Origin of the sequence: Bradyrhizobium sp. C-145 (assembly GCF_023375135.1) — a bacterium.
Classification (GTDB): Bacteria; Pseudomonadota; Alphaproteobacteria; order Rhizobiales; family Xanthobacteraceae; genus Bradyrhizobium; species Bradyrhizobium zhanjiangense.
On record NZ_CP088150.1, the window covers coordinates 7,434,432 to 7,448,413 of the forward strand.

Annotated in this window: 13 protein-coding genes and 1 pseudogene; 11 read left to right on the forward strand and 3 right to left on the reverse strand. The window is 65.7% G+C overall.

Going from position 1 to position 13,982, the window contains the following annotated elements; genetic code table 11:
* The first annotated feature begins 160 nt into the window (after positions 1 to 160).
* The 9 genes and pseudogenes from LRP30_RS34950 (at position 161) to LRP30_RS34990 (ending at position 8,513) form a co-directional block, all read left to right on the forward strand.
* Entirely contained in the window at positions 161 to 2,737 is a 2,577-nt protein-coding gene (locus LRP30_RS34950; RefSeq protein ID WP_249757760.1) for a UvrD-helicase domain-containing protein, read from the forward strand.
* A 4-nt stretch (positions 2,738 to 2,741) separates the two neighbouring features.
* Positions 2,742 to 3,032 (forward strand): type II toxin-antitoxin system HicB family antitoxin, encoded by a 291-nt coding sequence (locus tag LRP30_RS34955; RefSeq protein ID WP_249757761.1) that lies wholly within the window; start codon positions 2,742 to 2,744, stop codon positions 3,030 to 3,032.
* Positions 3,033 to 3,121: 89 nt separating this feature from the next.
* On the forward strand, positions 3,122 to 3,538 hold the full coding sequence (locus LRP30_RS34960) for a hypothetical protein (RefSeq protein WP_091879108.1): 417 nt from the start codon (positions 3,122 to 3,124) through the stop codon (positions 3,536 to 3,538).
* Positions 3,538 to 4,206 carry an OmpA family protein gene (locus LRP30_RS34965; protein ID WP_249757762.1) on the forward strand — a complete coding sequence of 223 codons (669 nt, stop codon included), beginning with the start codon at positions 3,538 to 3,540 and terminating at the stop codon, positions 4,204 to 4,206. Before LRP30_RS34960 ends, LRP30_RS34965 begins: the two co-directional genes overlap by 1 nt.
* Before the next feature lie 174 nt (positions 4,207 to 4,380).
* A complete protein-coding gene (locus LRP30_RS34970; protein ID WP_164940315.1) occupies positions 4,381 to 4,899 on the forward strand; it encodes an Mpo1-like protein in 519 nt (172 codons plus the stop codon).
* 30 nt (positions 4,900 to 4,929) lie between these two features.
* Entirely contained in the window at positions 4,930 to 5,961 is a 1,032-nt protein-coding gene (locus LRP30_RS34975) for an NAD-dependent epimerase/dehydratase family protein (RefSeq protein WP_249757763.1), read from the forward strand.
* A gap of 27 nt (positions 5,962 to 5,988) precedes the next feature.
* A complete protein-coding gene (locus LRP30_RS34980; RefSeq protein ID WP_091879119.1) occupies positions 5,989 to 6,615 on the forward strand; it encodes an isoprenylcysteine carboxylmethyltransferase family protein in 627 nt (208 codons plus the stop codon).
* A gap of 242 nt (positions 6,616 to 6,857) precedes the next feature.
* Positions 6,858 to 7,066: pseudogene (locus LRP30_RS34985) on the forward strand (hypothetical protein).
* A gap of 142 nt (positions 7,067 to 7,208) precedes the next feature.
* Positions 7,209 to 8,513: a sorbosone dehydrogenase family protein gene (locus tag LRP30_RS34990; protein ID WP_249757765.1), complete on the forward strand. Its 1,305-nt coding sequence runs from the start codon at positions 7,209 to 7,211 to the stop codon at positions 8,511 to 8,513.
* Positions 8,514 to 8,516: 3 nt separating this feature from the next.
* Here LRP30_RS34990 and LRP30_RS34995 read toward each other — a convergent pair whose 3' ends face one another.
* A complete protein-coding gene (locus tag LRP30_RS34995; protein ID WP_249757766.1) occupies positions 8,517 to 9,341 on the reverse strand; it encodes an aspartate dehydrogenase in 825 nt (274 codons plus the stop codon).
* A gap of 37 nt (positions 9,342 to 9,378) precedes the next feature.
* Entirely contained in the window at positions 9,379 to 10,293 is a 915-nt protein-coding gene (locus LRP30_RS35000) for a LysR family transcriptional regulator (protein ID WP_128944693.1), read from the reverse strand.
* A 153-nt stretch (positions 10,294 to 10,446) separates the two neighbouring features.
* Between LRP30_RS35000 and LRP30_RS35005 the strand changes: the two genes are divergently transcribed.
* Positions 10,447 to 11,745, forward strand: coding sequence for an MFS transporter (locus LRP30_RS35005; RefSeq protein ID WP_249757767.1), 1,299 nt, complete (start codon positions 10,447 to 10,449; stop codon positions 11,743 to 11,745).
* A gap of 20 nt (positions 11,746 to 11,765) precedes the next feature.
* A complete protein-coding gene (locus LRP30_RS35010; RefSeq protein ID WP_249757768.1) occupies positions 11,766 to 12,839 on the forward strand; it encodes a tartrate dehydrogenase in 1,074 nt (357 codons plus the stop codon).
* 176 nt (positions 12,840 to 13,015) lie between these two features.
* On the opposite strand, the gene LRP30_RS35015 is transcribed toward LRP30_RS35010, so the two are convergent.
* Positions 13,016 to 13,951 (reverse strand): LysM peptidoglycan-binding domain-containing protein, encoded by a 936-nt coding sequence (locus tag LRP30_RS35015; RefSeq protein WP_249757769.1) that lies wholly within the window; start codon positions 13,949 to 13,951, stop codon positions 13,016 to 13,018.
* Between the last annotated feature and the right edge of the window lie 31 nt (positions 13,952 to 13,982).

Here is a 13,982-nt window from a genome sequence, read left to right on the forward strand (position 1 = left end):
AACGATGGTTCCGGCCCACGCAGGAGCGAAATTCGCAGCCTTCGCAGGAACAAATCGGCCTGCCGCGCACGTGGAAAACCCTGTCCCGGCGCCCCATATAAGGACCAATCCCTGTTAAGAAGGCTCCCTTCCGTCACCCCGCGGTGCCATCGTGGGGCCAATGATTCGCATGACCGAGCCGAGCAAGATCACAGGCGTTCCCGACCACCAGCCCGCAGCCGGCGGCATCGCCGCGCGTGCGCGCGCCTCAGTGGGCCCGAAATATCTCTCCGGGCTCAATCCGGAGCAGCGCGAGGCGGTGGAGACGCTGGACGGTCCGGTCCTGGTGCTGGCCGGTGCCGGCACCGGCAAGACGCGTGTCCTGACCACGCGCATCGCCCACATCCTGAGCCAGGGCCGCGCCCGCCCCGCCGAGATCCTGTCGGTGACCTTCACCAACAAGGCCGCGCGCGAGATGAAGCACCGGCTCGGCCAGATGCTCGGCCATGCCGTCGAGGGCATGCCGTGGCTCGGCACCTTCCACTCCATCGGTGGCCGCATCCTACGCGTCCATGCCGAACTGGCGCAGCTCAAGTCGAACTTCACCGTGCTCGATGTCGACGACCAGGTCCGGCTGCTCAAGCAGCTGCTGCAGGCCGAGAACATCGACGACAAGCGCTGGCCGGCACGCATGCTGGCCGGGCTGATCGACGGTTGGAAGAACCGCGGCCTGATGCCGTCGCAGGTGCCGTCGGGCGAGGCCGCGATGTTCGCCAACGGCAAAGGCGGCAAGCTCTATGCGAGCTACCAGGAGCGGCTGAAGATATTGAACGCCGCCGATTTCGGCGATCTGCTGCTGGAGAACATCCGCATCTTCCGCGAGCATCCGGACATCCTCAGGCAATACCAGCAGCGCTTCAAATTCATCCTAGTCGACGAGTACCAAGACACCAACGTCGCGCAGTATCTCTGGCTGCGGCTGCTATCGCAGGCGCCGTCGTCCACCTCTCCCCGCGTGCGGGGAGAGGTCGCATCGCGAAGCGATGCGGGTGAGGGGGATTCTCCGAGCACCGCGCTCTTGGAGACAGCCCCTCACCCCAGCCCTCTCCCCGTGAAGGACGGGGAGAGGGAGCAGAAGGGCCCCACCAAAAACATCTGCTGCGTCGGCGACGACGACCAGTCGATCTATGGCTGGCGCGGCGCCGAGGTCGACAACATCCTGCGCTTCGAGCACGATTTTCCGGGCGCCAAGGTCATTCGCCTCGAGCGCAATTACCGCTCGACCGGCCACATCCTCGCCGCCGCCTCGCATTTGATCGCACATAACGAAGGCCGGCTCGGCAAGACGCTGCGCACCGAGGACCAGGACGGCGAGAAGGTCACGGTGACGGGCTCGTGGGATTCCGAAGAGGAAGCGCGCGGCATTGGCGAGGAGATCGAGCAGCTCCAGCGCCAGGGCGAGAAGCTCGATGAGATCGCGATCCTGGTGCGCGCCTCCTACCAGATGCGCGAGTTCGAAGACCGCTTCGTCACGCTTGGCCTGCCCTATCGCGTCATCGGCGGCCCGCGCTTCTATGAGCGCGCCGAGATCCGCGACGCGCTCGCCTATCTGCGCGTCATCAACTCGCCGGCCGACGATCTCGCCTTCGAGCGCATCGTCAATACGCCCAAGCGCGGGCTTGGCGACGCCACCGTGCAGATGCTGCACGACCACGCGCGCAAGCGCCGCATCCCGCTGTTCGAAGCGGCACGCGCGGTGGTCGAGACCGACGAGCTGAAGCCGAAGGCGCGCGGCTCGCTGCGCGATCTCATCACGCAGTTCGACCGCTGGCGTGCCCAGCGCGAGGTCACCACGCATACCGACCTCGCCCAGATCGTGCTCGACGAGAGCGGCTACACCGAGATGTGGCAGAAGGACCGTTCAGCCGACGCCGCGGGCCGGCTGGAGAACCTGAAAGAACTCGTGCGCTCGATGGAGGAGTTCGAGAACCTGCAGGGATTCCTCGAGCACATCTCGCTGGTGATGGACCGCGACGGCGGCGCTGAGGACGACGCGGTGTCGCTGATGACGCTGCATTCGGCCAAGGGACTCGAATTCGACAACGTATTCTTGCCCGGCTGGGAGGAAGGCCTGTTCCCGAGCCAGCGCACGCTGGATGAGCAAGGCCGCGCCGGGCTGGAAGAAGAGCGCCGGCTCGGCCATGTCGGTCTCACGCGCGCCCGACGCCGCGCGAAAATCTATTTTGCGACCAACCGCCGGATCCATGGCACCTGGTCGACCACGATCCCGTCGCGCTTTCTCGACGAATTGCCGGCGGCCAATGTCGAGATCACGGAATCCAAGGGCGGCTCGGCCTGGGGCGGCACCGGCGGCTACGGCGCCTCCCGCTTCGACGACATGGAGGCGTTCGGCTCCAGCTATTCGACGCCGGGCTGGCAGCGCGCCCAGGCCAACCGCAACCGCGGCGGCCAAGGCGGCCGCGGCGGTTTCGAGGAAGAGGCCGCCTCGTTCTCCTCCGCATCGTCCTCACCCGATTTCGGCAGCTTCTCATCGCGCCGCCGCGGTCCCCTCACCATCGAGGGCGAGCTGGTCGCCAAATCGACCGGCACGACCTCGGAATTCTCGCTGGAAGACCGCGTCTTCCACCAGAAATTCGGCTACGGCCGCGTCACCAAGATCGACGGCAACAAGCTCACCATCGCCTTCGACAAGGCCGGCGAGAAGAAGGTCGTGGACAGCTTTGTGCAGCGGGCGTGAGGCCATGCCTCACTACATCGCCATCATCGAGGATGCCGGCCCGGACGATGCCGTCGGCGTCTGGTTTCCGGACCTGCCCGGCTGCATCTCCGGCGGTGACGACGTCGACGAGGCCCTTGAGAATGCGCCCGAGGCGCTCGCGCTCTATGCGCAGGACCTGATCGAGGACGGCCAGCAGCTTCCCCCGCCGCGGACGCTGGCCGAGCTCGAAGCCGATCCGGAATTTGCCGACGATCTCAGGAACCACATGGTCGCCCAGATCGAATGGCCACCCCGCGCCGACGCCACCGAGTGAGGACTGTTCGCCGCACTGGCCGGACTCTCGACAGTTCTGGTCCGAACAGCTCTTGACCATCGCGAACTTCCCCGTATCAGATGCAACCCATGGTCCGGGGCTCCATCACACTGATCGTGCTTGTATTGGGGATGCCGTCGCTTGCGGCGGCGGAGACCATGAGCTTTGGCGATTCGATCGGAAAGCTGGCGGCGAGCTGCGGTGCGGAAATCGTCGCCAATTGCCGCGGCGTCAATCCGGATTCGACCCGGCTGAAGGAGTGCTTGTCGCGCAACCGCGACGTGCTGTCCCCGCAATGCCAGAGCGACTATCTCGGCGTCTTCGACGCCATCCAGAAGCGCGTCGCCGCGCGCGTCACGGTGGCGAACGCCTGCCAGCGCGAAATCGTCAAGGTCTGCGGCGGCTCGACCAAGGAGACCAGCAAATCGATCCCCTGTCTGGTCTCGACGCCCAAGGGCATCAGCAACAACTGCCTGAAGGCCGTCGACGACGCGGGGTATCGCTGATGTGCGCGAAGGGGCTCTCCACCGCCGGACTAGGCATCGCGCTGGGCTTCGCCCTGCTCGCGGGCGCCGCCCGCGCGCAGACGGCGGCGCCGACCCGCGACGACATCGTCGGCAAGCTCAACCATTTCGAGGAAGCCGCCGAAGTCGATCTTCCCGCGCTGAAGCAGCAGGTGATGGAGCGCGCCAAGGCCAGGATCAAGAACGATCCCGGTCCGGTGAACCGGCCGCTGATCGCGCCTGACCTCGCCAAGCTGCCCGCCTTCAACGCACAGATCCAGTTCGACGCCGACACGCCGATCATCCAGCCGGCGTCCTACCAGACTGTGGGCCGCATCGCGGATGCGCTGGTGCATTCCTCGCTGCTGCCCTACACCTTCCTGATCGTCGGCCATGTCGAGTCCAACTCGAAGACGCGCGAGGCCAATGCGATCCTGAGTCAGCGCCGGGCTGATGCGATCCGCGACGTGCTGGTGAACACCTTCAAGATCTCGACCAAGCGGCTGCATCCGATCGGCCTCGGCGAGGAGCAGTTTCTCGACCGGGCCAAGCCGACCTCGGCCGTCAACGGCCAGTTGCAGATCCTGACCTATGCCAAGCTGCCGGAGGAGCCTGCGCGTCCGGCTGCGGCACCTGCGCCTGCGGCGAAAAAGCCCGCCAAGAAACACTGAGCGAACGCGGCTTCGCGCTGACGGAACCCTTTGAAGTTCTGGCCATTTTGTGATCTGTCTCACAGCGCAACAGCGCGGTCTCGCGCGACAATAGCGCCGGTTTGTGCACCGCCCTATCAGGTGCTATAGCCTCTGTTCGCCCCTTCCCCCGACCCCGTGCTGCATGAGACCGAAATGGGTGGCTTTTTTCAGCGCCAACTTGCCGTCTACGTCGAGTACCATCGCGATCCCCGGAACACGGCGATGCATGTGGTCGGCATCCTACTGCTGTTCACCGGCGCCGTCATGCCGTTGACACTGGTCAGGCTGCCGCTGTTCGGATTCGATGTCAGCCTCGCGGTAATCCTGGCGCTGCCGGTTCTGATTTACTGGCTGCTGCTCGATCTGGGGCTCGGGCTCGGCATTCTGGCCGTCTCCATTGTGCTGTTTTCGATTGCGACCGCCATCGCGGCGCAAGTCGGCACGGTGGCGATGTGGGCGATTTTTGCCACGCTGGTCGTGCTCGGCCTCGCCGCGCAGACCATCGGCCACAAGGTTTTTGAGGGGCGCGAGGCCTCGTTGTTCACTTTTCCCTCGCATCTTTTGCTTGGACCGATGTTCGTGATGGCAAAATTATTCATTGCACTGGGCTTCCGTCGCGACCTTGCCGCGATTCTGGGGCCTCTTCCGACCAATTCCCTTTCGACTCGATAACTTCCAGAAGCGAAACAGCAAACCGTCTTCATGGCTCTCGTACTGGTTACCGGTGGCAGCGGCTTCATCGGACATCATCTCGTAGAAGCGCTCCGCGCCCGTGGGCAGCGGGTGCGTGTTCTCGATGTCCGCGCTCCGGCCGCGGCGAACGCGGACGTTGAATATGCCCATGGCTCGGTGCTGGACCGCGATGTGGTCGATGCCGCGCTGGCCGGCGTCGATCAGGTCTATCACCTCGCCGGCCTGCCCGGCATGTGGGCCGCCAACAAACAGGACTTTCACGAGGTCAATTGCCGCGGCACCGAGATCGTGCTCGCGGCCGCGATGAAGCGCGGCGTGTCTCGCTTCCTGCACTGCTCGACCGAATCGATCCTGTTCCCCTATTCCGACCTCAACGGCGTTCCCGCCGAAGAGGCGCTGCAGCCGGCCAATGCGATGCCCGGTGCCTATACGCGCTCGAAGGCGCTCGCCGAGCATTGCGCCGCGAAGGCTGCCGCCGCTGGCTTTCCGCTCGTGATCGGCACGCCGACCATGCCGATCGGCGCCGCCGATCACAATCTGACGCCGCCGACCGCGATGCTGTGGTACTTCCTCCAGAAGAAGGTGCAGCCGCATCTCAACTTCCTGGTCAACCTCGTCGATGTCCGCGACGTCGCCATGGGCCTCGTGCTGACCATGGAGCGTGGCCGCCTCGGCCACCGCTACATTCTCGGCGGCGACTGCGTCCCGCTCGGCAACATCCTGCGCATGATGTCGGCGATGAGCGGCCGGCGGCAGTTTCCGGTCGTCGTGCCCGGCAGGATCGCCGAGCTCTCCGCGATCATGCTCGAATCCATCGCTGATCGCATCACGCGCCGGCCGCCGAACGGCACCGCCGAGGGCGTGCGCATTGCACTCGCCGCGAGCGATCTCTCGATCGGCAAGGCCCGCACCGAGCTCGGCTATTCGCCGCGTCCGATCGAGCCCGTCCTGCGCGAAACCATCACCCACCTTCTCGCCCGCGGCGGCCTGCCCGCCTCCGGCGCCATCGAGCATCACGCGCTCTCCTCGCGCGCGAGCTGAGCGCTCCGCCCAACGCAAAGAACCTTCATGTCCTTCGATTTCAGCAAGCTTCTCTCTGTCGCCTGGGGTGGTTGGACCACGACCTGGCCGACGCAACTGCTCGCCCTGATCTGGCTCGCCTGGCTCGCCAGTTGGGTCGGCGCCTCGTTCTGGCAGGGCCGCACCCAGAAGCAGGTGATGACGCTGGAGTCCGGCCGCTATCGGATCCCGATCCTGGTCGGCGGCATCCTGTTCACGCCGTGGACGGCCGAAGTGCTGAACGAGAAGCCGCTCTGGGTGTTCAGTAATACCGGCGTCTACATCACGGCCCTGATCGTGCTCGCCGGCATCTCCTTCACCTGGTGGGGACGGCTGCATCTCGGAAAATTCTGGTCCAACACCATCACTCACAAGGAAGACCATCGCGTCATCGACACGGGTCCCTATGGCATCGTGCGCCACCCGATCTACACCGGCCTGATCGCGGGCATGCTGGCGACCGGTATCGCGGTCGGCACGGTGACCGCGATCCTCGGTGCCATCCTGATCTCGCTCGGCATGTGGCAGAAGGGCCGGATGGAAGAAGTGTTCTTGTCCAAGGAACTCGGCGAGGACGCCTACGGCGCCTATTGCCGCCGCGTGCCGATGATCATCCCGTTCCTGTCGCCGCGGTGACGAAGAGGCCGCCACACTCTCCGACGTCGTCCTGGCGAAAGCCAGGACCCATTACCCCCAGGGAGGAGTTTGGCGGAGAGTCGCGTCCGGTACTCCCACCGCGCCACAACCGATAGATTCCGCGGTATGGGTCCTGGCTTTCGCCAGGACGACGCTGTGGAGGCAGTGCGCCTCGCCGGGAACCGCCGCTCCCTGCCCCCGTTAGCTCTCGACGCATGCAACCACCCGCAGAGCATCGAGCCATGGCGGACGCCTACGATTATTTTCGCGAGCACGCGATTGCCGCCGTCCGCAAGGCGCGGGTGTTGCCGCCCGGGTGGCCGAAGCGGAAGCAGCGCACGGTGGCGCGGGTCTATCACCTCCTGTCCAAGGAGGCCGCGCTCAGACCGAACATCGTCACCTCGATGATGTTCGCGCGGCACGGCGGCTCGAGCGGCAAATCAGCCGCTGATCTCAGCGCACAGCCCGTCGGTGCTCGTCCCATGCAAATTCGATCGGCTGCCATTCCAAGGGAATAGACCCCGGCGGCATGCCGCACAGGTTGACGTCTGCCCCGTCAACCAGTTGGATGCGCGCGCACACAGGGGCTTCTCATGACGTTTTCAAGCATCTTTGCGCAGTTCGTTGCGCTCCTCGGCGGCATCGCGCTGCAATGGCGGAAGCTGTCGGGCACCGAGCCCGCACCCGCCTGGGGAGAGACGCCTGCGATCCCCGAGGCGAAGCCGCAAGGCGCGATCCCGACGCTGAAGATGCCGACCGCGCGTGGCTGGAGCGAGGGCCAGAAGCCGACCGTCGCGCCCGGGCTCAAGGTCAATGCGTTCGCGACCGGGCTCGATCATCCGCGCTGGATCGAGGTGCTGCCCAATGGCGACGTGCTGATCGCGGAAGCGACGCAGATCGCAGGCCCCCCGCGCACCGTATTCCACTACGCGATGCAGGCGACGATGCGGCGCGCCGCCGCGCTCGGCGTTTCCGCCAACCGCATCACGCTGTTGCGCGACAAGGACGGTGACGGCGTTGCGGAGGTTCGCGGTGCCTTCATGGAAAACCTCAGCCAGCCATTCGGCATGGCGCTGGTCGGCGACACCTTCTATGTCGGCAACACCGACGGCGTGATGGCGTTTCCTTACGTCGCCAATGCCGACCGCATCACCGCGCCGGGCAAGCGGCTCACGACGTTCAAGCCGGGCGGCCACTGGACCCGCAGCCTGCTCGCGAGCCCCGACGGCAAGAAGCTCTATGCCGGCGTCGGCTCCCTCAGCAACATCGCCGAGATGGGCATGGAGGTCGAGGAGGGCCGCGCCGCGGTCTACGAGCTCGACCTCGTCGCCGGCACGCATCGCATTTTTGGTGCTGGCCTGCGCAATCCGGTGGGACTCGCTTGGGAGCCAACGACGGGCGTGCTCTGGACCGTCGTCAACGAGCGCGACGGCCTCGGCGACGAGACGCCGCCGGACTATCTCACCTCGGTGCGCGACGGCGGCTTCTATGGCTGGCCCTATTGCTACTGGGGCAAGACGGTGGACGACCGCGTGCCGCAGGATCCGGCGATGGTCGCCAAGGCGATTCAACCGGACTACGCGCTGGGCGGCCACACCGCCTCGCTCGGCCTGTGCTGGATGCCCGCCGGCACGCTGCCCGGCTTCCCCGACGGCATGGTGATCGGCCAGCACGGCTCGTGGAATCGCAGCAAGCTGTCGGGCTACAAGCTGGTGTTCATTCCGTTCGAGAACGGCAAGCCGTCCGGCCCCGGTCGCGACATCCTGTCGGGCTTCCTGTCTCCCGACGAGAAGGAATCCTACGGCCGTCCGGTTGGCGTCGTGATTGGCCCCGACAAGAAGTCGCTGCTGATGGCCGACGACGTCGGCAACGTGATCTGGCGCGTGACGGGGGCCTAAGCGTCAGGTTCCGACGCAGAGTGTGGCGCGCTGCTTGCGCAGCAGCGCGATCACGGACAATGCTGTAATCAATCCGGTCTTGGGATTTTCGGACGGGATGTTCTCGATGGACATCGAGAAGCGCGCCGAATCCGCCTCGATCTCGATGCGATGAACATTGCGCGTCACGGTGGGGTCGGCCCAAACCTGAATCTGGGTGCGATCGGGTCCGATGCCCGCCAGCGACAGCGCAACAGCGACATTGACGTTCGCCGGAAAGCCTTTCGCCGCCTCGCGCGCGGTGCCTTCGAACAGATTGAGCGGCTCGCGCAGCTTGTCGATGTCGATGTTGTTCTCGACGATGAACGGCGCGCCCTTCAAGCCGTCGATCGGCTTGCGCGTCACCATCTTCACCGAATGAATGGTGCCGATTGCGGCAGCGTTGACGGCGTCGAGCCCGATCAGCGCGCCGGTCGGCACGATGATGCGGCCGCCATTGGCGCGGGCGAGATCGACGAGATCGAAATTGTCGAGCAGCCCGCCGACGCTGACCACGACCGCGGTCTTGCCACGCCTGACCGCGGGCTCGACGATCTCGCGCAGATGCCGGCTTGGCGCGCATTCCACCACGATGTCAGCGACTTCGCCGAGCTGGTCGATCGGCAAGACCCGCGGCGGGCGGCGCAGGCCACCGAGAAACGCCTGATGCTTGGCAGGATCGCGCATGGCCACCGCCGACAGCGTCAGGCCTTCGATGCCTTGATCCAACGCAGCTGCGATCTTGGTGCCGATCGAGCCCAGCCCCGCAATGGCAACCCGCAACTCGCTCGACACTCTCTGTTCAGACATCGCACTCACCTTTGATCCGAGCTTCCGTCATAGCGTCTCAGGCCTCCCGCGCATAGCTGCGCAGGCGCGCTTCCAGCACCGCCAGCATGGCGTCGCGGGCCGGATCGCGCGAGCCGCGCAGCCATGCGGCGGCGAGCGGCAGCCGGCCGACCGGGCCGACCTGCTTCGGCCGGAGCGGCACGAAGCGTACGCCCGTCACCGCCATCCGCGCGGTCCAGCGCGGCACGATCGCAACGCCGAGCCGGGTTGCGACCAAGTTGATGATGGTCTGCTTCTCATCGGCGACCTGCACGATGCGTGGTGTCAGGCCGGCCTGCTCGAACAGCTTCATCGTGAGGTCGTGGCTGTGCGGCCGCGAGCGGCGGTCCGGCACCAGCATTGCCTCGTCGGCGATGTCAGCCAGCCTGATCGACGTCCTTTTGGCCAGCAGATGCCGCTGCGGGAACGCCACGATCGCCGTCTCCTGGAGCAGATCGCGGAATTCGAGCCGTTTGTCGGCGCGGTCGGGCGGACGCACGAAGGCGAGATCGAGCGCGCCGGTCAGGATCTTCGGCAGCAGCCGGATCGTCTTGTCTTCGAGGAGCTGCACCGCGATGTCAGGATGCTTGTCGCGGAAATCGCGCAGCAGCGGCGGCAGCAATCCCGCGGCCGCGCTGTCGATGGCGCCGACGCGGAGCCGCCGCGCGCCTGCGCGTGAGCGGTTGCGCAAATTGCTCTCAACCGCCTCGACTCGGGCCAGGATGGCGCGAGCATCGCGCAGCAGCGTCGCGCCGTCCTCGGTGAGCGACACCGCGCGCGTCGTCCGCGCGAACAGCCGCGTGCCCAGATCCTCCTCCAGCAGCCTGATCTGGCGGCCGAGCGCGGAGGGCAGCATCTGAAGCTGCTGCGCCGCGCGGCCGAAATGCAGCTGTTCGGCCGCCGCCACGAAGCAGCGAAGCTGATGCAATTCCATTCGCCGGTCCTCTGATCCTCCTCATGATTATATCATTTTTTTGTATAAACCAGCGCCAATTGAGTCTGCTGCTTGCCCCCGCCTAGGCTCGTCGCCGGCATGGGCCCTCCGGCCCGCCGACACAACGATAAACCGGGATTGCAGGAGGCCAGGGTGGCGAGCGAGATTCAGACGCGCGTGCTGCGCAAGATCACCTTGCGCATTGTTCCCTTCATCATGTTGCTGTACTTCGTAGCCTTCATCGACCGCGTCAATATCGGTTTCGCGTCGCTGACGATGAACAAGGACATCGGCTTGTCGCCGGCGGTCTATGGCTTCGGTGCCGGCATCTTCTTCTGGGGCTATTTCCTGTTCGAGGTGCCCTCCAACATCATCCTGCACAAGATCGGCGCGCGGATCTCGATCGCGCGGGTCATGATCACCTGGGGTATCGTCTCGGCCGCGATGGCGTTCGTGCAAGGGCCGACCAGCTTCTACGTGCTGCGCTTCCTGCTTGGCGTTGCCGAAGCCGGCTTCTTTCCCGGCATCATCCTTTATCTGTCCTACTGGTTCCCGGCGCGCCAGCGCGCCGCGGTGACGGCTCTGTTCATGGCGGCCGCGCCGCTCTCGACCGTGCTGGGCTCGCCGATCTCAGGTGCACTGCTGGAGATGGACGGAATGCTCGGCTTCAAGGGCTGGCAATGGCTGTTCGTGCTGGAGGCGCTGCCGGCCGTGCTGCTCGGCTTCGTCGTGCTGGGCTTTCTGACCGACCGCCCCGAGAAGGCGAAATGGCTTGCCGAGGACGAGCGGCGCTGGCTGGTCGAGACCATGAACGTCGAGACCACCAGCAAGGTCGCGACTGCGAGCCACAGCATCTGGCGCGGGCTCGCCGATCCCCGTGTGCTGGCGTTGTCGCTGATCTATTTCGGCACTTCGGCCGGCCTCTATACGCTCGGCGTCTGGGCGCCGCAGATCATCAAGCAGTTTGGCCTATCCTCGCTTCAGGTCGGCTTTCTCAATGCGCTGCCGGCAACGGCCGCCGTCATCGCCATGATCCTGTGGGCGCGGCATTCGGACCGCACCGGCGAGCGCACCTGGCACGTCGTGTGGGCCTGCCTGATCGCCGCCGCGGGTCTCGCCTATGCTGGTCTCGCGGCCGGCGTTGTCGCCGTGCTGGTCGCGCTGACGCTGGTCAATATCGGCATCTCCTCGGCAAAACCGCCGCTCTGGAGCATGCCGACGCTGTTCCTGTCCGGACCCGCGGCCGCGGCCGGCATCGCCACCATCAACTCGATCGGTAATCTCGGCGGCTTCGTCGGTCCCGCCATGATCGGCTGGATCAAGGATCAGACCGGCAGTTTTGTCGGCGGGCTTTACTTCGTCGCCGGCCTGCTCGTTCTCTCTGCGGTCCTCACCCTGCTATTGTCGCGCGCGCAACCAGCGCCCGTCGAACCCGTCCCGCAATCCCACTGATCTCTCAACGGAGCATTCTCATGCGCACCCATTCGATCGCAGCCATTCCCGCTGACGGGATCGGTCCCGAGGTCATCTCAGCCGGAATCCGCGTGCTGGAGGCGCTGGCAAAACGCAGCGGCGACCTCGCCTTCAACGTCAAAACGTTCGACTGGGGCTCGGACTATTACAAAAAGCACGGCGTGATGATGCCGGCCGATGGGCTCACCGAGCTGAAGAAATTCGACGCGATCTATTTCGGCGCGGTCGGCGCGCCCGACGTGCCCGACCACATCACGCTGTGGGGACTGCGCCTGCCGATCTGCCAGGGCTTTGACCAATACGCCAACGTGCGGCCGACCAAAATTTTGCCGGGCGTCGCCTCGCCGCTGCGCAATGTCGGCGTCGGCGATCTCGACTGGGTGATCGTGCGCGAGAATTCGGAAGGCGAATATGCCGGCATGGGCGGCCGCGCCCACAAGGGCCTGCCGGAAGAAGTCGGCACGGAAGTCGCGGTGTTCACGCGCGTCGGCGTCAGCCGCATCATGCGCTATGCCTTCCAGCTCGCGCAGTCGCGTCCGCGCAAGCTGCTGACGGTCGTGACCAAGTCGAACGCGCAACGCCATGGCATGGTGATGTGGGACGAGATCGCGGCCGAGGTCGCCGCTGATTTTCCCGACGTCAGCTGGGATAAGATGCTGGTCGACGCCATGACGGTGCGCATGACGCTGCATCCGAAGAGCCTCGACACCATCGTGGCGACCAATCTGCATGCCGACATCCTCTCCGATCTCGCCGGCGCGCTCGCCGGGAGCCTCGGCGTCGCGCCGACCGGCAACATTGATCCGCAGCGCCGCTTCCCCTCGATGTTCGAGCCGATCCACGGCTCGGCTTTCGACATCACCGGCAAAGGCATCGCCAACCCGGTCGCGACGTTCTGGACCGGCGCGCAGATGCTCGAGCATCTCGGCGAGAAGGACGCGGCGAGCCGATTGATGGCCGCCGTCGAGCGCGTCTGCGCCGCCGGCGTTCTGACGCCCGATGTCGGCGGCAAGGCGACGACGAAGGAAGTGACCGACGCCGTGATCGACGCGATTCACGGGTCGAATGTGTGAGGTCGTTGCCGCTATTGAGACTAGTCTTGCCGCTGGCTCCCTGCACCTCTCCCGCTTGCGGGAGAGGTCGCGCCGAAGGCGCGGGTGAGGGCTCTCTCCTCTCGGGGGTGAGACACCCTCTCCCCAACCCTCCCCCGCAAGCGGCGGAGGGAGCGCACCGACTACGATTAGAATCCCTACCTCCGCCCGGCCGGCGGCGGCATCGCCATCGCTGCGGCCGGCTCCGGCGGTGTCAGATGGCGCGGGACGATGATGGTCTGGCCGGGGGTGAGCTGAGCGTCCTCTGCAAGCGAATTGCTCTGCGCGAGCGACCACAGCGGCACGCGGTTGGCGGCGGCGATGCTCTCCATGGTGTCGCCGCGACGAACCGGCAGCCGAACGCCGCTGTCCCATAATTCGACCAGCGTATCGGCGGGCACGAGATAGCGCAGCGGCACGGCATCGGCCTGGGTCTGCGGTGGGATGCGCGGCAACTTCGTGACCATCTCGACGATCTGGCGATGGATGTCGTCGGACTTCTCGATGTTGATGTGCGAGACGCGCGCATTTTCCTTCAGATCATAGCTGGCATAATGGCCGCGAAAACCGGGCACGGTGACGACGTCGCCGCCGCCGAGCACGCTGTCGGACAGGAAGATGTTGATGAAGCGCTCGACATTGAGCGGCACGTCGCCGGTCGCATGCGCGGGATCGATGGCGATGACGAGGCTGATCGGGATGTTCTCCTTGGCCGCCATCTCGGAGATGACGATCGAGCACAGCCCGCCCATGGAGTGCCCGATCAGCACGATCGGTGCCGCCTTCTCCTTGTAGCTGGCGATGACGCGGTTGCCGATCAGCCGGCACAGGGTGAATTCGTAGACGTCGGCGGAGAAGCCGGCCTGCGTCAGCTTCTCGCCGAGCCGATCCATGCCGGTCGAGAAGATCGGCCCCATGGCGCCGCGGAACAGATAAACCTTCGGCGGCGGCAATGGCTCGAACGGCGGAGGCGGCGGCGCGGCGGGGACGGCCGCAGTGGTCTTGGACTTGGCCGGTGAGGCCGCGGCCATGCCGCTGCTCAAGGCGAGCAGCGCAACCGCTGCCAGCACGACTAGTCGCCTCACATGAATCATCCGTCCAGCAGTCCCGCCACGGGGAGGCAGT